We start from the raw sequence: 22667 nt of genomic DNA, 5'->3' as shown, positions 1-22667 counted from the left end.
AGTTTTATAGCTAGCGCCTTTTTAACTATACGGTCGATATATCCCTTGTAAGAGACATGACATTACGTACGGTGTGAGTCACGAGAGCATCTCCCAACACCTTGATATTGGGTAAGTTGGATAGAAGAGCTTTGAGCCAATGATCATGATAACAAAGCGAATCCGCTACAAAATGGTCGGAACGCAGGTAGGGGTAAACATCGGTTGAACCGCAGTATATTACATGATCAAATGTGACTTGTGAGAATAAATCGATCCGGTTTGTGAAATACAGTCTTGGACCCACCTTGCGAGTTCCGATGATCGGATTGCCATGGTATTCATGCGCATATACGATGACATACAAGTTCTCATCCTCCGTCAATCCCATGACGATTTTCTGCCAGCGTCTGGAATGGGTATCCCATACTTTATCACCCAGAACCAAAGCGAACTTCTTCCCTGTCACATGAATCCGATTGGCGATTTCCTGCGGATGATCCGCCAAATGAAACAGGCTGTGAGGACCTTTCGGTAATCTCCAGGATTTGTTCCATTTCTGCTCGTAGTATGCCTTGTTCTTTTCCCACAACGAATCGTATGCCTGGGGCTTCAGCTCTTTAATGGTGGCGCTGCCGTAATGATATACAAAAGCATCCTCGACGATAGCCAGACGGTAACCTGCATTGCGTACCCGTTCACAGTAATCATCATCCTCGAACATGCCAATTCCGTAGGCCGGATCAAGGGAGCCAACCTTATCCCATACACTGCGCTTCATGGCTACACAGAAAAATCCAAGCAAATCGGTATATCTGATATTCTGATGGTACAGCTCATAGAAATCATGCAACCAACGAACATCGGCACCGTATACCGCGTCGCCGATGAAATAATCCAGCGCTTGATCATTACCCACATAATTGGACATCGGGCCCGTCATTCCGATTTGCGGGTCTTCGTGAAATGGCCGGAGCAATCGGGTAATCCAGCTGCCATCAGGTACAAGCGTATCGTTGTTAAGCAGGATCATATACTCACCTGTTGACTCCAGGCATCCGAGTGTGTTCCCTGCGGAGAAACCAAGATTTTCCGGAGACGAAATAACTTTAACTAGCGGGTTGTTAAGAGCTTTAAGGTGGAAAGAAGTTTGATCCGTCGAGGCATTATCGACGATAACAACTTCCAGGTTTGGATAATGTCCCTTTTGCAGCAAATTGCGGAGACATTGCTCAGTGTAAGACCATTTATTGTGAACGACAATAATGACGCTAACCTTAGGAAACAGATGCTGGGTAATGTAGTCGTTTAGAACCTGGTATCTTTGGACCCAGTTATTATGACGGGCGAATTCTTGCCTTCGTTTGATCTGCTCGGTACCGGATTCCTGAAGTGCTTCATGAATCGCCTGTTCGAATTTATCCGGCGTATCTGCAATGGAGACCATATCGGAAGCGACGGCTTCAACCTCTGGGAGGTCGGTAGATACGACTGGTTTTCCAGCCGCAAGATATTCGTATAGTTTGACAGGATTTGTAGCCTTGGTGAGCATATTCTTCATGAAAGGAATTAACGCAACTTGGAATCGATGTAAATAGATAGGCAGCTCGTGATAGGGCTTCTCGCCCAAAAGTATGACGTTGTCCAGCTTCTCGACGTAAGTGGTATCACAACCAAAGGTGTGTCCGATCAGAACGAATGTCCATTCCGGTCTGTTTCTGGCCACTGTTTCGATCAGGCGTATATCGAACCAGTCGGATATCGCCCCGTAATAACCGATAATCGGCTGCTTTATGGACTTCAGCTCCGTCAACGATTGTTCAGGCGGCTTTAAGAAATGAGAGATATCAGCGGCATTGCGGATAAGGACCGTGGATGGATTATGTTCAATAGCCCAATCGTACAAATGCTGTGAGGACGTTACGACAAGCCCGGCCACCCGAAGCAGGCGTTCCTCCTGATCGAGCATGGCAGGATCATTTGTCGAGAAACCCGCATGATGATCCATGCAATCATACACGATATGATGTTGCTCCATGGCCGTGACAAGAGGAGTCCAGAACGGTAAATCGACAATCGATACCGCTTGGGATATCCCGAATTTGTCTCGTACGTGCTCTATGGACCATTTTAGGTACTGGATATCCCAGCTGCTCATCTCATCTTTATATAGATTTAGAGGTTTATGCGCGCACAAAGTAACGAGCCAAACGTTTCGATCGATGTTCTTGATGGAGACAAAACGTCCTACCTCTTCTTTGGAAGCCTCTTCCTTGCGCAAACCGGTGATCTCCGTCGTTACATAGAAGACACGATGCCCCTGTTGAGCGAACTGTTCGGATAATTGCTGCGGCCGCTGCCATCTGAATTGCCAATCAATGACGGGAAAACGAATAATGTCGTATAACGGCGCTATCCCGGGTGCGATAATCCCCGTTACCTGGGGCGCAGCAGGGGCAGGGGCAGCTTCGGATTCAAAAGGGGTGACGGATTGTTGGTGAGTTGTATGTGATAGGGAAATCGGAGGTACCGGCTGAACTGACCGTTTCTTTTTGATCCATTTATAGTTCGATTTCCGAAGCTTTATCTGACGGGGACTCGTGCGATTCGTAGAAGATCTGCGCCGGTTGTTCGTGATTTTATTCAAGAGTAGCCTCCTCTCTCGTGTGTGATTGTCTCTTTAACAAAGTATGTATCACCCCATGTATCTGTATGGGTAGAACACCATCCGGCATTCGAATTATCAAATTGGGTATGTATGGTTTACGCGTTGAATGATCTTGCAACAATTCAAACGGACTTCTAGTTGTAGGCCCTTTTCTTATCTTTAGCTATTCCGGTTTCCATTGGACGGATTTATACATATTGTACCAGTGACTATACGGAGGGAGGCAGCTAGTGTGAGGAGATACTGGAACCGAAGCCAACCAAAAGATTGCAAATTCATTGTTGGCAAGAGAAAACATAAGCGTGCTAAAAAGCCGATAACGGTTCTGAGCAAGCTAAATCGGTTGCGCCGGAGATTGATTCATAGCATATCTCAAATCAAATTACAGATCAGACGACTTACCATACGGGTAAACGCTCTTCAGAAGCAAGTGGAGGATTATGGCTATGCGGATTGGAATAATGTCATTGCTTATTTAAGTTCGCGTCTGAATACTCGAATAACCATCGAAACTCCGGCAGGTTCGATTTTCGGTTCATTGGTGTCCATTGGGGAAAATTATATTCAAATCTCGGAGCCTAACGGAAGTATTGCCATAATACCGTTGAGCAGTGTTTTATCTATTGAATAATGTGGATCAGGGAGGTAAGAATGGATGGATTTTTCGGAGATACTGGCAACTTTCCTCGGACGGACAGTAGAGGTTATCCAGGCCAATCAGTTCCTTCAAGGACAGCTATTATCGGCAGCAGGCGGGTTGATCACAGTTCAGGTTGTAAGCTCAAACTATTTGCCATCCTCAAGGCAGGTCACCATCATCAATGATAATATTTCATTAGTTCGCATACTTCCTTAGTCTTTATTTGAGATGAGGAACTTTGCCATAACTATTTCAAAATATCGCTCATCGAGTTCTTCCATTTCTCATAGTGATTAAGATGCCGATGCGTCATGCTTGAGCTCCTAATTCTTCTATGATATAGCGGTTGAGGAATGTAAACTGGATGGAAGCTTGAAACCTTGGATAACATCTCGATATCTTCGTATAGACGTCCTTCGAATGGAACCGAGGTGTTCCATCCTCCTAGCTGCTCAATTACAGAGACATTGAACATTCTTGGGGCTACTGCCATAGCTTCTGCCAGGAGTCGCTCCGCGGACAAATGGGAAGGCCCGGTTCGGACCCCCTGGTAAAGGAGCTGTTTATTCAAACGCTCGACCCATTCAAAATGATTCGCATACAGTACACCAACATTTGGCTCCCTCTTAGCTTCTTGCAGAAGAACTTCCAGAATATCTGGTGACAGCCAATCATCGGCATCCAGCTCAAGAAACCAGGCCCCCCTGGCCATTTGAAGCGCTATGTTCAGGGCATGAGCCTTACCCAGATTTTGATGTAGGCTCACTTTATTTATACGCTTATCTATCGGTAATCCCGCCAGGATGCTTGGAGTATCATCACTTGAATGATCATCAACTATGATCAGCTCCCAATCTGTGATCGTCTGTGACAATACGGAGCGAATAGCCCACGGCAAGTATTCACCATCGTTAAATGTGCACAGCGCAATGGTAACTATAGGAGAGCTTTGTTTTTCATTGATAGTCTGAACGCGGGATGGAGCGTGAAGAAGCGGAGAGATTGCGTTCCATTCCTCTGCTTCCTTCATCCAGGGAGGAGCAGCGCGATGATGGTATGAGATCCCGTCAGAATCTACTTCCGTCCATTCATAGTGGCTTGATAGCTGGATCTGTTTATCGATCAACACATATTTCTGAAACGGCAGCTGATCATTACTGGTAAAACCCGGTTTCTGTCCATTCATCACGATGTTCGTACGCCATAACAGGGGGCCGCGGGGAGTAGTAAAGGTTGGAACAGGTCTTTTGGGAAATACAGCTGGCGGGTCTGTTTTGGTTACGGAAGTCAGTATAAAGCCAGCGGAGCTGTCAGCGTAAGTTTGCAGCCATCGTTCGATTTCTTTCTCCGCCTTAGGCTGTACAGTATCTCCGGCATAGAGCGTCATGAACCATGGCGAATACAGGTTATCGGACAGCGCATCGTTCATTGTTGCTGCAGACTCCTGTTCGTTTTGAATCACGATAGGACAGGCATTTGAAAAAAACGCGCAAAACCGTGGATACGGTGTTTTCGCTTAAATGAGGATTTAATCCAGGTAGAATAAACACCAGCATGGCCGTCATGTTCCTTTCTGTATCCTAACCGAAGGTGATTCTAAACGGATGTAATGGATCATCAGCACGATTCTGTTTATCATATGCCCCCATTCTCATGGGGGATACAAATGCCGATAACTTACTCCATGTTGCGGCGTATAGGTAAATCGGGAATAATAGAGCATATAGACCGGAACCCTGGACAGGAGAGGTAGGATCAAATGAAATCGACTCAGAGTCATATCATTCGGCAAGCCCAAGACTTTGCTCGCGCCGTACACGAAGGGGATGCAAGCGGCCACGACTGGTGGCACGTTCAGCGTGTCACCCGCATCGCCCGGATACTGGCTCATCTTGAAGGCGCCAACGTATACATATGTGAGTTATCGGCAGTCCTCCATGACGTAGCCGACGAGAAATTAAATGTATCAAAAGAAGCAGGTTACGAGCGGGTTCGCCATTGGTTGAAACAAGCCGGCGTAGAAGCATCTGATCAGGAGCATGTGCTGGGGATTATCGGTACGATGTCTTTCTCAGGCGGAACAGGGAGTACTATGCAAACACTGGAAGGCCAAATTGTCCAGGATGCGGATCGGCTTGATGCGATGGGGGTTATCGGAATCGCTCGTACTTTCGCATATTCCGGATGGAAAGGACAGAGTATGTACGATCCGTCTGTTCCACTCCGCGAGCATATGACCCTGGAGGAATATCGAAAAGGAAAGAGCACGGCCATTAATCATTTCTCTGAAAAGCTCCTGAAGCTGAAGGACCGGATGAATACCGAATCGGCCAAGCTGCTTGCAGATGGTAAGCATCAAAGCCTTGAGCTCTTCCTCGAGGCGTACGATAAAGAATGGGCGATGGGGAATGAAGCCTACCTGCGGGAATCGCCGATTCATCGCGGGAACGTATCGCGAATCCATATTGCCTTTGATGAGTCGACGGCAGGATCGCTCAGGATCATGCTGCTGTCGAAACCCGGTGAAATCGTAGTGACATTAGGCGATAATCTTATGGCCGGACCGCTTCCGAACGATCATGATTTCGCCCGTTCGTTCTCCACCCGAAAGCAGTGGTTTGAGGAACGATATAGCACCGCGCATACGGAAGACAGAAAATTAACGATGCTGCAGGCAGCGTTCGCGTGGCTGACCTGCCCTCAGCAGATAAAAGAAATGCCATGCCTGATATGGGCCGGCGATTCCGCGGCGGAACAGCTGGGCCTGCGAAGATTGCTGTCCTTAATGCCGGATCATTCCGAGGTAAGATTGGTGAATGCGACAAGCGTGCTTCATCAGCAAAATCCAAATCAGCGGTTCAAAGGAACATTTGAAATGAACGCGAACCAGCTGCAGCACGTTCTGGATGCAGCTGAGCCGGTTCCACTGTCGCCGCAAGCGCAGGCGGGCTATCGCGCAGACTGGGAGCGCCTTTTGAGCGAAGACGGGTTCCTTCGGGTGCTTCAAGTTGATATGCTGTGCACCGTTCCAGAATCTTACTACGATGAAGAAATTCTGAAAACCGCATACCGCCTTGAAGCCAGGCATGGATTCTTCAAGAAATCCGCTCGGGTTATTGGCGAGGTTATCGGACAGGGGGAATTAACCGTTTCCGACTTTTTCATTGAGTACCGCATTCGTCATCTGATTCAGACAGGTGCTTTAACTTACTCCGGCGAGCTGGATGCCATGCGGTACTACAGCGTCTCGCTTGCGGATGCATCGAGTCCAAAGGAGCAGTGGAGTCATGAACAACGCCTGGCTAAGGCTGCGAAGCTGAAGTCGCTGCTAAGTGAGATGATGGAAATGAATCTTGCGGAGACAGGCTTTATGGAGGAATTGCGGAAGCTAGATGCAGAAAGCCTAGGATTATCTGAATTCTCCGGCTCGGAAGCCTTAACGGGCAGCATGCAAACTGAAATCGATCACCTGTTGAGCACTTATGAGGATCATAGAATACAACGAGTGTCTTTGATGCGCTCCCTGGAAAAGGCGTTAATCCAGATCGATGAAACGGCTCCTAAAGAATAGATTAATAAATTCATAGATTATGATTTCATAAAGAGCGGACTATCATTTTGAAAGAGAATTGATCACGGAAAGCGGTGGAGACATGTTATTTACGGAGCAAGAGATTCAAACCATAAGAGAACAAGCGCTTGGGATGGACAAGCATAGACAAGTAACTCCCGACGTGCTGAAAACCATATATGATCATCGTTTGTTTCACCTGTTTGTTCCCGACGAGCTGGAAGGAAGGATGACCCCTCTGCCGGATGCAACGCGTTTCTTCCAAGAAAGTGCCCGCATCGACGGCAACCTGGGATGGCTGGTTACGATAGGAGCAGGCGGAGGATTCTTTGCCGCACTGATGAGTCCAGATATCAGCCGCAGGGTGTTTGCGCGCCGCGAAGCGGTGATTGCGGGCAGCGGCATGCCGACAGGTACCGCCAGACAGGTGGACGGCGGTTATATCGTGACTGGCAGCTGGAAGTATTGCAGCGGGTCTACCTATGCTACGACCTTTACGGCCAACGCAGTTGTTGAACAGGGTTCAACGCTACAAGATGCCCCTGGCGAGCCGACTGCGGATCAGGGCGAACCCGAGATCCGGTCATTTATCATGAATCCTGACCAGATCGAAATCCAGCAGGATTGGAATGCCTTTGGCCTTCGGGCAACAGGGAGCCACACCATATCCGCTGTTGAGGCATTCGTTCCGGATGAGATGACATTCTCGCTTACGGAAACGAAAGGGTATGAGAACGAGCCGATTTATCGCTATCCATTCCTTCCGTTTGCTCAAGTATCCTTTGCCGGTGTTGCAGTCGGGATCGCGGAGCATTTCCTTGAAGCTGCGGAATCGCTCGCGGTTAAGCGGGGAAGTTCTTCCTATGTGTTCGGGAAGCTGAATGAATATCAAGCGGCATTGCATCTATCGATTGCTGATTTTTATAAGAGGGTAGAAGCGTCGTGGGCAGAGCTGATGGCGAACGGTGCCTTATCGGATGCCACGGAGGCACAGGTTACGGCCCAAAGCATCGAAACAGCCCAAGCTGCGTTATTCTGCGGCCAGCAGCTGTTTCCGCTGTTCGGTTTATCTGCTGCGATGGAAGATGCCGAAATCAATCGCTGCTGGAGGGACCTACAGACGGCCTGCTCGCATGCGCTGCTGAGAACCTATGAATAAACAAACAACCATGAGCGGCAAACGAGCTGCTCATGGTTGTTGTTTATATGTGGATTATAGCAGGGATTATTAATTACGATTGCATGGACCTTTGACCATTATACCAGGAAATAGCGCTGGGATAACGGCAAATGAGACGATGGGGCGCTTGTCAGCTTCTCGCCGTTAACGGTTACGGCATAGGTCGCCGGATCAACCATGATTTCCGGCGTCTCCCCATTGTGAACAAGATCCGCCTTTCTCACGGTTCGGCAGTTCCTTACAGGCAGGAGCTGCTTACGCAATCCCAGTGGATCCAGCGTCCCTAATTGCAGGGAAGCTTGGGATACGAAGGTGGCGCTTAGCGCTGCCTGAGCGCCGCCATAGCTGCCGAACATCGGCCGATACATATACGGCTGCGGTGTAGCGATGGAAGCGTTGGGATCTCCCATGACGGCGTGGACAATCATGCCGCTCTTCAGCACGATCTCCGGTTTAGCTCCGAAGAAGGCGGGTTTCCAAAGTACGAGATCAGCCATTTTTCCTACCTCGACGGAACCGACATAATCGGATATCCCATGGGTCATGGCCGGGTTAATGGAATATTTGGCAATATATCGCTTGATGCGGAAATTGTCCGACTTGGAATCCGGCCCGAGCGGGCCGCGCTGCTGTTTCATTTTGTCGGCCGTTTGCCATGTACGGATAGCGACCTCACCAACCCGCCCCATTGCCTGCGAATCGGAACTGGTCATGCTGATCGCCCCGATGTCATGCAAAATATCTTCCGCTCCGATCGTCTCCGCACGAATCCGTGACGCGGCGAAGGCAACATCCTCGGGAATTCGCGGATCCAGATGATGGCAGATCATCAGCATATCCAGATGCTCGTCAACCGTATTCACCGTATATGGCATGGTCGGACTGGTCGAGGAGGGGAGGACATTCGGCATGGAGGCAACCCGCAGCAGATCCGGCGCATGACCGCCTCCCGCACCTTCGGTATGGTAGGTATGAATCGCCCGGTCATTAAAGGAGCGCAGACTGTCTTCAACATAACCGGCTTCGTTCAATGTGTCGGTATGGATGTTGACCTGCACATCCAGTTCTTCGGCAACGCTCAGGCATTTGTCGATGACGTAGGGCGTGCTGCCCCAGTCTTCGTGGATTTTGAGTCCAGCCGCCCCGGCATGGACTTGTTCGGCCAGCGCTTCAGGACGACTGCTGTTTCCTCGTCCCAGAAAAACCATATTGATCGGCAGTGCATCGGTCGCTTGCAGCATTCGCTGCAAATTCCATACCCCCGACGTACAATTGGTTGCCAAGGTGCCCGTTGCGGGACCGGTGCCTCCGCCAACGAATGTAGTGATCCCGCTTTGGAGCGCGATTTCGACTTGCTGCGGACTGATGAAATGCACATGCGAATCCACGCCGCCGGCCGTTACGATCAAGTTCTCTCCGGAGATGACTTCCGTGCCCACACCGATGATCATGCCATCGGTGACACCATCCATCATCAGCGGATTTCCTGCTTTTCCGATGCCGCTGATGCACCCGTCCTTAATCCCGATGTCCGCTTTCACAATTCCCCAGGTATCCACAATGATGGCATTCGTTATGACCAGATCCAGTGCCCCTTCCGCGCGGGTCGCGAGCGGATGCTGTCCCATGCCGTCACGTATCACTTTACCGCCGCCGAAGACGCATTCATCCCCATAAACGGTATAATCCTTCTCAATCTCAAGCCAGAGGGAGGTGTCGGCAATCCTGACCCGATCCCCTGTCGTAGGTCCATACATACTGGCATAGGTCGCGCGGTCGATTGTTGTCATAAGCTCACCATCCCATTGGTTTTTCCGTTCGTCAGACCTGCAAAACCATGAATTTCCTGGCTCCCTCCAATTTGAACAAGCGTCACCTTCGAGGTGTCTCCCGGCTCGAATCTTGCCGACAAACCGGAGGCGATATCGAGCCTGTATCCTTGCGTTCCGTTTCGTTCGAATAATAAGGCGGGATTGCATTCGTAAAAATGGAAGTGCGATCCTACTTGAATCGGACGGTCGCCGCTATTTGTAACCTCTCGCGTAATGCGGGGCCGGTCCGGCACCAGCTGAATCGGCTCGTCTCGCAGGTCGTATTCACCTGCAACAATGCCGGAAGAGGACGGAGCGCCTTGAATCGGGTCATGAACGCTGACCAGCTTGGTGCCATCCACAAAGGTAGCTTCGACTTGAACTTCCCTGAGGAGATGGGCGACGCCGTCCATCACTTGATCCGCCGACAGCACATGACGGGCTTCCTCCATTAATTCGGCTACGGACTTACCATCACGAGCACCTTCGACAACAAAACCCGAAATGAGTGCGGCCGCTTCCGGGTAGTTTAACTTCAACCCGCGGTCTAATCGTTTTTGTGCTAATTCCATTGCCAGAAAAAGCATTAATTTGTCTCTCTCCTGGTAGGTTAAATGCATTTTAGCCACTCCTTTTGCATTCAGATGTGTTAATATTCATAACATAAATGAGGCTGGGTATCGACTGACATGCTGCGTAATGGTGTTTATTTTGGATAAATGTAGCATTAGACAAAGAAATAGTCAATATTAATGTCATAAAACATAACGCAAAACTCACAGTCCTCTGAGTCTCATAATGAAATCGATATTTTAAATGGCAACAAAAAAGACCCCGATTGGGGTCTATCCAAGTTTTATCTAAATTTTCCGTATTCTTTGATGTGAACGTCAATTAAGCATTCGACCTGCAGCTTTTGCAATTCTTGCCGCCAGTCCATCCTCTTCCATTGCTCATAGCCAATCCGGTTACGGACGTACCTGCCGATTCCGAGGTTGTCAATCTGATGCTGTTTCATGAGCGAGACCATGGCATCGGCTTTTTTCGATATATACTGGCTGATTCGCTGCTCCAGCTCATGCCGTTCGCGGTCATTGCTTAACCTGGCATCGCCGATGTATTCCAGAACGGACCCGGAAACCTTAACATTAAATATCACTTTGTCAATGCCTCGGTCTCCACGTACAACCTTGACTTTTCTAGAGCTGATCAATGAACTGAACATGACGACTTCATTCTTATCCCCATCCGACAGATCAATGTTAAGTTGACCTTCTCTGAACTTGCCCTTCAGAAAGGAGAAAATCAATGCATCCTGCGGCTCGATCTTAGCTACATAGCGATCATCTTTAAATAACGCAATTCCATTCGTCGTAATGTAGTTCTTGTCATGCTTCTTAATCATCGGGGCAACCGGATCAACGCCCTGATCGAAATAATCCCTGGCAAAGTTGAACAGCGTGACCTTGGGAATGGTCTGACCGAGCGCTTCCTTTTCAAGCAGCATATCGATATACCGTCCTGTTCGCGGATGCTGCTTGTAATCGTCTATTAACAGTTCGCCGGCATTGCCTTCAACCACGCTTATTTTTACCTGAGACGATATGGCAGGATCCCTGTACAAGGTATCCAGATGTCCGTGCAGCCCGTGTTCCGCCATCGAACGCCCGAACAGCACGTTGCGCAATTGCCCGCTGACCAGCAGCATGCCGGTTTGTCTGGACATAATCATTTTGGCTTCCTTGCTGCTCTTGGCCGTTGCCGTCAGGACTTCCCGTTTAGCCGAAGTTTCCGGATCCGCTTGCGGAATGGAGACCGAAATGGCTAAGTTGCCATCCGGCAGCATGTCATAGCTGGTCGTCTGAATGAACCCCAGATCTTCCAAAATGCGTTGATCACCGCAACCCGCCAGAGGAAGGAGGCACAAGAGCAGGAGCAAGCATGCATATTTTTTTAACATTGGGCATCACGCTGCCTTTTTCTGCGCTGCCAAAGCAGCAGCGCAATGAGTATAAACGGCATGATATAAGCAAACCCGATTTGGATGTACCCCAGAAACAGAAGCCACTCCCGGATGCGGTTCAATACGGTGGGAATGTAGGATATCAGCAGGGCTACCAGTATGATGAAGAAATAGTGGACATTGATCTTGATTTTCGGAAAGACTCTTTGGGTGCTTTCGCCCGCTGCCCAGAAATAAAGCACCAGCGTAATGAGGGTCGTGAACAGAAAAAAGCCGTAGAAAAGATTCTCGATTCGCTCGATAAACGGAAGTTTGATATACGCCAGCAAATCCAGTAACGGGAACAGCATAACCTTCAGCATATCGCTGCCAACGACGCCGAACGAAACAAAGCCCATGATGGTATAGGATACCGTACGTATCAAATTCCCATAGATTACAGCCCTGAACAATTTGGTTTTCTTATCGGTATAGGGAAATAACAGTAAGCATAATTCATAACCCAAATATGCCAAATAGATTTGAAAGAATCCTTCCAGCATGCTGGATCCGTCTTTGAATATGTAGGGCGTTAATCTCTCGATTCGAAATTCCCCTGCATAATACAGCAGCAGCAAGCTCATCCATATGGTACTCCAAAAAAAGACCGTGGAAGCTTTGGAGATATTGTACAAGCCTTTGGTCAGCAGCATAAAAGCAAGGACATCGATCGCGATCTTGAATACCATGGGGTTGGTTGTCGGGAACGCAAACATCTGAAAGATCAGCACGTACTGCTTGGCAACGAGACAACCGATTAAAGCCCATACCGTACTGATCGCCAGATAGAAGGGGGCCAGTATGAATTTGGGGATGCTTTTCTCCAATATGTCGAATATCGACTGTCCTTCGCCCAACCGGTACACCCAATATATCTGATAAATGTTAAGGCAGACCAGAATCGAAGCCGGGATCGTAATGAGCCATCCGTTTGTGCCAAAATATTGGGCCTCCACCTGCGTAATACTGAATACATAGACACCCGTTTGAATCATGTAGATGAGGATCGCGGTATGAAATTGGGATAGTTTTTCCTTCAAGTTGCCTCACCTTTTCATTTTTAATTTGACCTTGTTTCTGGCTTTGACTTGGGTTGGCCGCTTGGCCAACGTGGAAAAGGGAAGTCTTAGAAATGCGTCTTTCCAGTCATATGGCTCGTATGGAGCGATAGGTGATAAATAAGAGGAGCCGACACTTGTCAAGCCGCTTAAGTGAATGACCATATAAGCCAAGCCAAGCGCCAATCCCAGATTCCCCCATAAACCGGCCATAACGATGAGTCCAAATCGGAACAGGCGAAAGGACGCGCTCATGACATAGTTTGGAATGACAAAGGAAGCAATAGCCGAGGAGGCGACGGAGATGATCAGAATATTACTGGTTAATCCCGCTTGAACCGCCGCCTGCCCGATGACGATACCGCCTACGATACCGATCGTTTGTCCAATCTTGGTAGGCAGCCTGGCTCCGGCCTCCCGCAGCAGCTCAATCGTAGTCTCCATAAGCAGCGCTTCAAAAATGGGGGGGAACGGCACTTTGCTTCTGGACTCCGTCAGCGTCAGAATTAGATTCTCCGGAATCATCTCATAGTGGAAAGAGGTAACCGAAACATAAAGGGCCGTCAGTGTCACCGTGATGATGAGGGCTGCAAACCTCAAGAACAAGGTCGCCGTACCGATGCTCCACCTCTGGTAATAATCGTCGGATGACGAGAAAAATTCAAAAAAGTTGGCGGGCGCGCTGAAAGCGGTGGGACTCCCGTCCATAATACCTACGGTTCGACCGGAAACCAGTTTGGAGGCGATGGTATCCGGCCGCTCAGAGGTTAAAAATTGCGCGAAAATCGAATACGGATTATCGTCAATGCATTGAATCAGCATGTTTGTATCGTGTATGGCGTCAATCTCAATATCCTCGATCCGTTTAATGACTTCTTTGACATATCTCTCATTCGCGATGTCTTGGATATACAGAACATAGATATCCGACTTCGTAACTTCGCCGACGGATAGTTTGATGACCTTGAGATGAGAACTTTGCACTCTCTTCCGGATCAAGGACAGATTCGTATAGGCTTGTTCGGTAAACGCCTCGTGCGGTCCGATAATGATGGATTCCGTTTCGGATTCAGCCACCGTCCGGGATGTCGGGAAAATAACATCGATCATGAAAGCTTGATCTTCATAATAAAAAGCGGCCATACCGCTAAGAATACCTTCCACATAGGTTTTCGAATCCGTTACAAGCTCATACTGGGATTGCTCCGTCAACAAATCGAGCGGGTTTTCGGAATTCAAAATGGGAGGAAGCAGATCCCGTTCCAGCCGATCCTCATTGACCAAATGGCTGAAATACATAACATGAAGGCGCCCATGAAGATAGATCTTATGGACAAAGTCGGCCGAATCGTCAAACTGATCCGCGACATGCTTCAGCGTCAGCGAAACTTCTTCCTGGGGGTTGGGATCCTGTTGATTATATAGCGATGGGCCGGTTTCAGAATGCTCATGAGTGACCACAAAAATAGATTTTAATATCTGTTTCATCCCCACGCGTACTCACCTCGGATTCATGCATAGTCCGTCACAGTGTGTGTACTTTTCAAAGGAATTATCCAACGAATCCCAAGTCAGGAATAAGAAGAGCGTCCGCGGGAATCTTAGGCTCAGGCAAGTCTGCCAATATCTTGGAGGAGGAATAACATGCTGGGCACCCTTTTATTCGCTAGCATACTGTCGCTCGGGGTTACACCCATTAATGATCAGGCGACTATGGAATCTTCGGAGTTTTCGTTTCAGCAGGCCATTTTTGAAAGCGGTGCCGAGTTTGCAGAGGAGGCGATAAGGGCTTGCGAGAAGCGTTTCGGCAGAGAAATCCAGCTCCCGCCGCAAGTGCCCGCCGTAGCTTTTACGCATCAATATGGTCGTTGTTATGGCACGCATGCCGGACTTGACGAGCATTTGGAGATCCATTATCGAAACGAATTCAAACCCGAGAACGACTACAAGATCGAGTTATATCCCCTTGAGAATAGACAGCAGCTGGAGCACCTATCGTTTCAAGCATTAGAATTGACGGAGCAGACAGCCGCTAAATTCTACAAGGGTCCGTTCAATACGCTGCAGCTATTGGTTTTTGAAAAGGCGGATTGGCAATATCTCTTAACTACAGCCAATCGAGCTTCCACGGAAATCGGACAGCGTGAACTGACCGAAATTGCGCAGTCTTTGATTCATGCCGTGAACAGAAGAGAGCCTGCCTACGCCAAGTGGGGAACCTTAGCCGTGACCGAAACGAAGCGTAAATATAATATGGACGTCGTAGACTACCTGTATATGGGCAGAACCAAGATATCCAGCGTTTTGGCGGAGGAGAAGTTCAAGCTGTGGCTTAAGAAAGGGAATGTTGAATTCGGCGTGTATGTCACGATTTCATATCATCCGGGAACCGATCAGATTCTATCGATACGTTATGAGGAAATTTAGCTGAAAATAGCAATTGACGGCAGGAATAACGCCATTTTCAGGAAAAAATAGAGGGCGGCTTTGTTGAAAGTGATGTTTTCCTGCTGTTCAGACGCATGTATATGGTGTACCATATTTGGTGGAACTTGCCTCGTTGATTTCTACATTATGCGCCAGTAATAGCGATTTAGGAGTGATTCGCTTTGTCGTTTTTAGTCCTTAAGCTCCTATTTGTTCCCTTGATATCGATTTTTATTATGGTATCGTCGGTTTATCTCGGTTATCACACGTCCATTCCTATGATGCTGCTCACGGCAACTTTGTTGTACGTTTCCGTTGTTTTTGATCGTAAGTACGAATGGCTTCGTTATGTTCATTTTCTGTTTCTTGGGGCGTTTCACTATGTAAGTCAATTAAACTGGTGTATCCTCCTGTATTACATACTGATCATTAATACCATTCATAAAAAGGAACGATTTAAGGAAACGATGCCGCTGTGCTTCCTGATCATTCTTCAGTATTCCTTAATCCGTCTGACTTACGTGCCGTTTACGAAATACAATGTTCTGGTCTCTGTGTTTGATTGTTTGGCTTCCTTTGTGATTGTGATTTCATTCCACTTTGTAAACTTTCTGGAATCGGAGAAGAAGAAATTATATAAGCAGAACGATTACTTAACGTACCATGATGCATTAACCGGTCTTTTGAATTATGACGGGTATTTGAATAAAGTCCAGCAGCTCATTGAGGTGAACAAGCCGTTTCAGCTGGTGCTGCTCGATATCAACAACTTTAAATCGTTAAATGCGAAGGACATTTCCACCGCAAATGAGATACTGATCAGATTCTCGCGTGCTCTGCGGAGATTGTTCCTGAACGATATGCTGGCCGCCTCGCGCTATGCAGGAGACCGCTTCGCCGTACTGCTTCCGGAGCATGTCAACATCGACAGCACCATGTTCAATTTTGAGCATATCGGCGTACAGGTGACGTATAGTATTACTTGCTACCCGCATGAAGCATTAACGTATCAGGAGATCATCAGCACGGCGGAGGACCGGATTTTTCAAATGCGCCGCAATTCCTGGATGAGAAGCCAGGAGGAGATGATCCGAACGGAAAAAATGAAGATGGTGGGGGAGCTCGCTGCCGGAATGGCCCACGAGATACGCAATCCGCTGACTTCGATTAAAGGCTTTATACAGCTTTCCAAAAACCAAAGTTATAATATACAGCCCTGGTATGAGGTTATCATGGGGGAAATCACGCGGGTAGGGGAGCTGACGGCTGAATTTTTACATTTTTCAAAGCCGCATGCCAGCAATATGAGGGTTGAGTCCCTAACGGATTGCATGACGCGCGTTTACTCCTTATGTGAATCCGAAGCGGCCTCGCACGGACATGTGTTTCTGCTCGATTTAAGCGATGAGCCGATCCATATCGTGATGGACCGGGACAAGATCATCCAGGTACTGATCAATCTGATTCGTAATTCCTTCCAGGCGATGGAAAATACCGGTTCCGTTCGAATCTCGCTTAAAGCAGATGAGGGGATGGCCGTTGTTCAGATCGAGGATACTGGCAAAGGAATTGCCGACGAAAATCTAGCCAAAATTTTCGATCCGTTCTATACGACCAAGGAAGAAGGGACGGGGCTCGGGTTGTCCCTGTGTCAGAAAATTGTAGAAGATCATGGCGGAAGAATTACAGTGCATAGCGAACTGGGCATTGGCACAACGTTTACTTTGCGCATCCCGCTAGCCTCGTAAAAATGGATGGTAATATACAAAAAAATAACCTATGATAGGATAGTTGCTTGGCGGTCAAGTAGGATTGCCAGCAGCATATCAACCATGCATCAATGTGTTGCAAGAGAAAGGAAGTATCTGTCAGTATGTCGATTTCCACCAAAGAAACCGGTTCAGCCATGGTCCTGACTCGCGGAAAGAGGCTCCAGTTTGCCTTGATTCTCGGATCCCTCTCGGCATTTGGACCGCTCTCTGTTGACATGTATTTGCCTGCACTGCCTAAACTTTCGGAAAGTTTAGGGTCGCCGGCATCGTTAGCCCAATTAAGCTTAACGGCATTTTTGCTCGGCCTGGCGCTTGGACAGCTCGTAGCCGGACCGCTCAGCGATATACGGGGGCGAAAAGCACCGCTGATCATATCCCTGATTATTTATTCGGTAACCTCCTTACTGTGCGCATTTGCACCGACGATTTGGGTTCTGGTTGCGCTTCGATTCGTGCAGGGAGCAAGCGGAGCAGCCGGCATCGTCATATCCAGGGCGGTTGTGCGGGATTTGTACACCGGCTCGGAGCTGACCAAATTTTTCACATTGCTGATGCTGATCAACGGATTGGCTCCAATTATCGCTCCTGTATTCGGAGCCTTTATCCTGAATTTTGTATCTTGGCGCGGCGTATTCGTCGTCCTGTTTCTGATTGGATTGCTGATGCTGCTTGCCGTATGGTTTGGTCTTCCGGAAACGTTGAACAAGGAGAATAGAGCCAGCGGCGGGATCAGGCAAACCTTTCAAACCTTCGGAACGCTGGTTCGGGATCGCGTGTTTATCGGATATGCGCTCTCCCAAGCGTTCGTATCGGCCGCGATGTTCGCGTATATCTCGGGATCGCCCTTCGTGCTGCAGGATATCTTCGGGGTGTCTCCTCAAACGTACAGCCTATTCTTTGCCGTTAACGGGGTTGGTATCGTACTATTCTCCCAAATTACCGGCAGATTGGCTTCCCGCACAGGAGAAACCAAACTTCTGACGACGGGACTTCTTATTGCAGCCTTTGGCGGCACATCGCTGTTTGCCATTACATGGCTTGGCGGCGGACTGTTTCTCATAGCACCGATGCTGTTCCTGATCGTCTCAGCCGTAGGGATGGTTAGCGCAACGACAACATCACTGGCGATGCAGAAGCAGGAAGCCCATACCTCAGGCAGTGCATCCGCATTACTCGGCTTGCTGCCTTTGCTATTAGGCGCCGCTGCCAGCCCTCTTGTCGGGCTTGGAGACGGAACGACGGCAGCTCCTATGGGCACCGTCATCGGGATTGCGGAATTGCTGGCCGTCAGTTCGTTTCTGTTTCTCGTCATGCCTATTAGCCGCAGGAAAGAGACACAAGTCTCTTTATAAAATGGTACTTTTGCAAAGAAGCCCGCACGATGAATGTGCGGGCTTCTTTCTTTTGGGTTAAGAAAACAATTCTGAATGAATTACCTAGAATGCAATCATAATACCAAAGAGATGTGTAAACGGGCAAAGCAGGAAAAACGCACGAAGACGAGGAATACACAAAGATAAAGCAGGTGAACCCACTTGAAATGGATGTCGGTCATAAGCCTACTGTTCATGCTCCTGCAAGGGACTGAACCGGAGAACGACAATTTAACGATTACCCAGGAAGGCAAAGTCATGGAAAGCGTGAATCGAAGCGAACATGCGCTTGATGTGTTCCCGCTGCTGGATATGGACAAATACGATCAATGGGTGGATAAACTTGATCGCAAGACCTATATGGAAGCCCGAAATGCCAAGATTGGCAGCAGCGGACAGATAATTCCTGGTCAGAACGGCCATCGACTGGACCGACGCAAGCTATTGGAACAATACTACTCGTATTGGTACGGCACCGGGTCTACTTCCATCGAAGCGCCGAGGTATCCAATATACCCGAAGGTGGATACCGAGCTTCTGGCTTCCATTCGCGTCAAGCCGATCGGCTACTATGTAACCTATTTTAATTCCAATAACAAAAATCGTTCCCATAACATCGCGTTGGCTGCTCAAGCGATTGACAGCGCAGTCGTATTCCCCGGAGAAACGTTCTCGTTCAATCAGGTCGTCGGTATGAGAACGGTGGATAGGGGGTACAAACGTGCTGGCGTTATCGTAAGAGGCGAATTGTCCGAAGGAGTGGGGGGCGGAATCTGTCAGGTTTCTTCGACTCTGTATAATGCGATTGACCGTGCAGGTTTGCAGATTGTGAAGCGCTACTCTCACAGCCGGAACGTCCCTTACGTGCTGCCTGGCCGAGACGCTACGGTAAGCTGGGGAGGCCCGGATTTTGTCTTTGAGAACGCCTATAATCAACCCATCCTTATTCGGGCATTCGGGAACGGGGGAAGAATGACCGTAGCCATATACTCTTCGGAACTCATTGAATATAAGCCGCGCAATGTACCGAGCATATCCAACAGCCTGCCGGAGGAGACCAGTGACACCAAGCATAATCCGGTAAGCGGCGGCGATTAATCCGAGATTGGATGAAACGATGCCGGCCGCGGACGGGACGACCTATACCATTGCATGCACAACCACGACACGAGAATGAGATCAACGGCATCGCCGCCGTAATACATCAGCATTCCACCAAGCTTTGCCTGCTCTGAAGGGACGCCTTCGGGCGGATGGGCATATAAGTATTTGGAGAGTATCCCGTGTCCCGCCATGGCAATGATCAGGATGAACGCACGAATCCGAAAGCTTCGACGGTGGGGAACCACATCCACGTACATCAAAGAAACCGTAAATAGATATCCGGCTGCGAACACATGAAAATGAACGGCTATATGAAGAATTAAATTTTGATGCATGGCCGTGAACAACCCGGTGGTATAGAGGGTCCATAATCCGCCGATATTCAACAAGGTTGCCACCAACGGATGTGCGATAAAATGGACGGGCTTGCTCTTAAGCAATCGGCTTATCCTTCTAGCGAACAGCACGCTGATTGACCGAAGCAGAAGCGTCATTGGAGCAGAAAACGCAATCAGCAGGGGCCCGAGCATGCCGAGCAGCAAATGCCCAAGCATATGCACCGGGAAATACGCAGGGGCAAGCCAGGCCAACGGGCCTGCCAGCGACAAACCTATGCAGGTCAATCCCGCAATCCAGCAAACATAACGATGGGCAGGCCATATGCGGTGGCGTCGATTGGAAACCGCAGCAGCTGTCCAATAGAGCAGAATTAGGCCAGCGAGGAAGAAACTCAAAATCCATTCCCAAGGGTGCCACACAGCAGCGCCTTCGAATATTCCGGCACCATGATGATGAATCGAATGGTTACTCATCTTAAGATGCGGCCTTCCGGGAAGGAACGCGGTTTCGAGTTCGTACAATGAGTATGATGCCAGCGATGATCATGCCGGCAGCAATCAGGTTCCAGACCCAGTCGTAGGGTCTTATATCGACGTAATAACGAATCTGATGCACTTGTGCTGGATGATGCCGTCGTACAGCTGGAAAGCGCCACCGCCTAACAGAATGCCTCCAATCCACCGTTTAGCCCAAAACGCATTCCTTCGGTGCAGATCGGCAATCAGGAACGAGGAGCCGATGGTAGCAAACCAGCTGAACGCGTGAAACAGACCATCAGAGACAAGGCCGATATCGCTCGTAGACTTATCGTAGAAATGATGCCAATGCAGCAATTGGTGAAATACCACCTCATCGATAAATCCGACCAGCCCTAACCCGAACAAGATGCCGGCCCACAGGTTGCGTTCGGCGTAGTTTGAGCGCTGTGTTTGATTTTTATGGGTTTTAGAAGACTTCATTCGTCTCATCCTCTTCCGTTATAAAATTCCGCAGTCCATCGTTTTACAGAGTGATACTTTCTAAGTTTACCCATTATTACCATATCAATAACTTGAACACCGGGTGGATAAAACGAGTGATATATATGTTATTCGCTTCGGTAAATGACTAAAGCTGGTTGTTCATCAGTTTAATAGTTTACATAATGTTTTATATGTTAACTGTATTTAAAATATCCACAAACAAAAGGCGAACCACTTTTAGGGTTCGCCTTTTTACTAGGTGTAAATATATTCTGCTGGTTTTTAAGAACGAAGTGAAATGGGGATCTCCTTCACGCCGCGCACGATCATACCCGGCCTCCATTCCAGCTCGTCGATATTGCCCTGAAGCTCGAAATCGGGAAAGCGGCGAAGGAGCGTGTTAATCGCGATTTCACCTTCCAGCCTGGCGAGCGGTGCTCCGAGGCAGAGGTGTATTCCCTTGCCGAAGGCTAAGTGCTGGCTCTTCTCCCGGGTGATATCGAACAGATCGGGATCCTCGAATTGTGCGGAATCGCGATTAGCGGAATTTAGGGCGATGACAACCAAGTCGCCTTTTTTCATATGGACGCCGTGAAATTCCAAGTCCTCCGCGGCCCATCGGGAAGTGCTGAATTCAACGGGACCGTTGTAGCGAAGCATTTCCTCAATGGCGCCATGAATCCGTTCCGGCTGTTCCTGCAGAAGCTTCCGCTGCTCCGGATGCTCCAATAATGCAAGCACGCCATTGCCGATCAGGTTCACCGTCGTTTCATGACCGGCTATGATCATCAGGGTAACGACGCCGTATAACTCCTGTTCGGATAAGCGGTCGCCTTGGTTCTCGGCAATGACCAGTTGACTGATCATATCGTCGCCGGGCAGTTCGCGAACCTTGGCGAACCAGTCCTTTAAATAATCGATGAATTCGTTCATATGCTGGACGACCTGCTCGTTCATTTCCTGATTGGAAGCGCCGATGATGGAATTGGACCATACCCGGAACTTGTCCTGATCCTCGGCAGGTACGCCGAGAATCTCGCTTATTACTATAATGGGAAGCTTAAAGGCATATTCGTCAATAAGATTCATGGTGTCTTTGGAGGAGACGGCATCCAACAGGTTATCCGCGATCTCTTGAATATGGCTGCGCATATCCGCGATTCTCTGCGGCGTGAAACCCTTCTGGACCAATCCGCGAAGCCGTTTGTGATCCGGCGGATCGGAGAACAGCATGTTCGTGCTGAATACGCTGGTCTGTTCCGCGCCCATTGCCTTCGTGACGTCCTTGCTGAACCGGCCATCCTTGAGCGCTTCGACGGCTTCAGCGTAACTGCTGATCAGCCACCCATGACGACCATCCGGAAATTGCAGATTCATAATGGGATCGCTTTGCCTCAATTTCTCGTACACCGGATAAGGATTATGGGTAAATTCCTTGGTAAACAACGCATTTTTCAGAGATTCGTTCACATTCATCGGTATGGTCTCCTCTCGAAAATGATAGTTTCTTATCCAGTATAAGGGATAGCGATAAGGATAACCAATTTACGGTTGAATTGACGACAGTCCCCAGTTCCTTCAATCCATTCGTCGTTCCGGTGTAGCCGTGCATGTTGCCCATAAACAGATCATGTGATTCCCGCATGGTCTGTTTAATTTGCTGGTTTACATGCCACCTGTCGTGGAATCAGGGAGCTCTCTTGTCCAAGCCTTTTTGCAAATTGCCAATCGCATTGTATAAATCATCATTTGCTTAAGAAGAAATCAACATGCCGTTGTAT

At 48.7% G+C, this 22667-nt stretch carries 16 protein-coding genes and 1 pseudogene; 7 read left to right on the top strand and 10 right to left on the bottom strand.

The window, feature by feature from the left end; genetic code table 11:
• Positions 1 to 25 precede the first annotated feature (25 nt).
• A complete protein-coding gene (locus HMPREF9412_RS04915; protein WP_009590288.1) occupies positions 26 to 2626 on the bottom strand; it encodes a glycosyltransferase in 2601 nt (866 codons plus the stop codon).
• 676 nt (positions 2627 to 3302) lie between these two features.
• Here HMPREF9412_RS04915 and HMPREF9412_RS04905 point away from each other — a divergent pair.
• Positions 3303 to 3503, top strand: a complete 201-nt coding sequence (locus tag HMPREF9412_RS04905; RefSeq protein ID WP_009590225.1) for a hypothetical protein — start codon at positions 3303 to 3305, stop codon at positions 3501 to 3503.
• Positions 3504 to 3534: 31 nt separating this feature from the next.
• Here the strand turns inward: HMPREF9412_RS04905 and HMPREF9412_RS04900 are convergent, their stop codons facing one another.
• Positions 3535 to 4716: a glycosyltransferase family 2 protein gene (locus tag HMPREF9412_RS04900; RefSeq protein WP_009590282.1), complete on the bottom strand. Its 1182-nt coding sequence runs from the start codon at positions 4714 to 4716 to the stop codon at positions 3535 to 3537.
• 330 nt (positions 4717 to 5046) lie between these two features.
• Between HMPREF9412_RS04900 and HMPREF9412_RS04895 the strand changes: the two genes are divergently transcribed.
• Both HMPREF9412_RS04895 and HMPREF9412_RS04890 read left to right on the top strand, forming a co-directional pair.
• Positions 5047 to 6858, top strand: coding sequence for a DUF3658 domain-containing protein (locus tag HMPREF9412_RS04895; RefSeq protein WP_009590239.1), 1812 nt, complete (start codon positions 5047 to 5049; stop codon positions 6856 to 6858).
• A gap of 82 nt (positions 6859 to 6940) precedes the next feature.
• Positions 6941 to 8017, top strand: coding sequence for an acyl-CoA dehydrogenase (locus HMPREF9412_RS04890; protein ID WP_036671317.1), 1077 nt, complete (start codon positions 6941 to 6943; stop codon positions 8015 to 8017).
• 98 nt (positions 8018 to 8115) lie between these two features.
• On the opposite strand, the gene ureC is transcribed toward HMPREF9412_RS04890, so the two are convergent.
• From ureC to HMPREF9412_RS04865, 5 genes are all read right to left on the bottom strand, one after another.
• Positions 8116 to 9828 (bottom strand): urease subunit alpha, encoded by a 1713-nt coding sequence (gene ureC, locus HMPREF9412_RS04885; RefSeq protein ID WP_009590227.1) that lies wholly within the window; start codon positions 9826 to 9828, stop codon positions 8116 to 8118.
• The gene (gene ureA / locus HMPREF9412_RS04880) at positions 9825 to 10469 is read right to left on the bottom strand and encodes an urease subunit gamma (RefSeq protein WP_009590240.1); all 645 of its coding nucleotides are present in this window, start codon (positions 10467 to 10469) and stop codon (positions 9825 to 9827) included. The genes ureC and ureA overlap by 4 nt, the downstream gene beginning before the upstream one ends.
• 236 nt (positions 10470 to 10705) lie before the next feature.
• On the bottom strand, positions 10706 to 11809 hold the full coding sequence (locus HMPREF9412_RS04875) for a Ger(x)C family spore germination protein (RefSeq protein ID WP_009590234.1): 1104 nt from the start codon (positions 11807 to 11809) through the stop codon (positions 10706 to 10708).
• A complete protein-coding gene (locus HMPREF9412_RS04870) occupies positions 11803 to 12891 on the bottom strand; it encodes a GerAB/ArcD/ProY family transporter (RefSeq protein ID WP_009590258.1) in 1089 nt (362 codons plus the stop codon). The genes HMPREF9412_RS04875 and HMPREF9412_RS04870 overlap by 7 nt, the downstream gene beginning before the upstream one ends.
• 6 nt (positions 12892 to 12897) lie before the next feature.
• Positions 12898 to 14397 (bottom strand): spore germination protein, encoded by a 1500-nt coding sequence (locus HMPREF9412_RS04865; RefSeq protein WP_254664002.1) that lies wholly within the window; start codon positions 14395 to 14397, stop codon positions 12898 to 12900.
• A gap of 156 nt (positions 14398 to 14553) precedes the next feature.
• On the opposite strand from HMPREF9412_RS04865, the gene HMPREF9412_RS04860 reads away from it, so the two are divergent.
• The 4 genes from HMPREF9412_RS04860 to HMPREF9412_RS04845 all read left to right on the top strand — a co-directional run bounded on the left by HMPREF9412_RS04860 (position 14554) and on the right by HMPREF9412_RS04845 (position 19579).
• Complete coding sequence (locus HMPREF9412_RS04860; RefSeq protein ID WP_009590254.1) at positions 14554 to 15336, top strand: DUF3889 domain-containing protein; 783 nt, start codon at positions 14554 to 14556, stop codon at positions 15334 to 15336.
• Between the two features lie 182 nt (positions 15337 to 15518).
• Positions 15519 to 17084 (top strand): ATP-binding protein, encoded by a 1566-nt coding sequence (locus HMPREF9412_RS04855; protein WP_009590274.1) that lies wholly within the window; start codon positions 15519 to 15521, stop codon positions 17082 to 17084.
• A 125-nt stretch (positions 17085 to 17209) separates the two neighbouring features.
• Positions 17210 to 18460, top strand: a complete 1251-nt coding sequence (locus tag HMPREF9412_RS04850; protein ID WP_009590232.1) for a multidrug effflux MFS transporter — start codon at positions 17210 to 17212, stop codon at positions 18458 to 18460.
• A gap of 192 nt (positions 18461 to 18652) precedes the next feature.
• On the top strand, positions 18653 to 19579 hold the full coding sequence (locus HMPREF9412_RS04845; protein ID WP_036671339.1) for a VanW family protein: 927 nt from the start codon (positions 18653 to 18655) through the stop codon (positions 19577 to 19579).
• On the opposite strand, the gene HMPREF9412_RS04840 is transcribed toward HMPREF9412_RS04845, so the two are convergent.
• The 3 genes and pseudogenes from HMPREF9412_RS04840 to HMPREF9412_RS04830 form a co-directional block, all read right to left on the bottom strand.
• Positions 19576 to 20397 carry a cytochrome c oxidase assembly protein gene (locus tag HMPREF9412_RS04840; RefSeq protein ID WP_009590238.1) on the bottom strand — a complete coding sequence of 274 codons (822 nt, stop codon included), beginning with the start codon at positions 20395 to 20397 and terminating at the stop codon, positions 19576 to 19578. The two genes, HMPREF9412_RS04845 and HMPREF9412_RS04840, sit on opposite strands and share 4 nt — an antisense overlap.
• A 1-nt stretch (position 20398) precedes the next feature.
• Positions 20399 to 20892, bottom strand: a pseudogene (locus tag HMPREF9412_RS04835) (DUF2243 domain-containing protein).
• 276 nt (positions 20893 to 21168) lie between these two features.
• A complete protein-coding gene (locus HMPREF9412_RS04830; RefSeq protein ID WP_009590248.1) occupies positions 21169 to 22362 on the bottom strand; it encodes a cytochrome P450 family protein in 1194 nt (397 codons plus the stop codon).
• Between the last annotated feature and the right edge of the window lie 305 nt (positions 22363 to 22667).

The sequence above is a fragment of the Paenibacillus sp. HGF5 genome, from assembly GCF_000204455.1.
In the GTDB taxonomy this organism is placed as follows: domain Bacteria; phylum Bacillota; class Bacilli; order Paenibacillales; family Paenibacillaceae; genus Paenibacillus_AQ; species Paenibacillus_AQ lautus_A.
The sequence above is the reverse complement of the archived record's forward strand: the minus strand, read 5'-3'. Positions and strand labels throughout refer to the sequence as shown.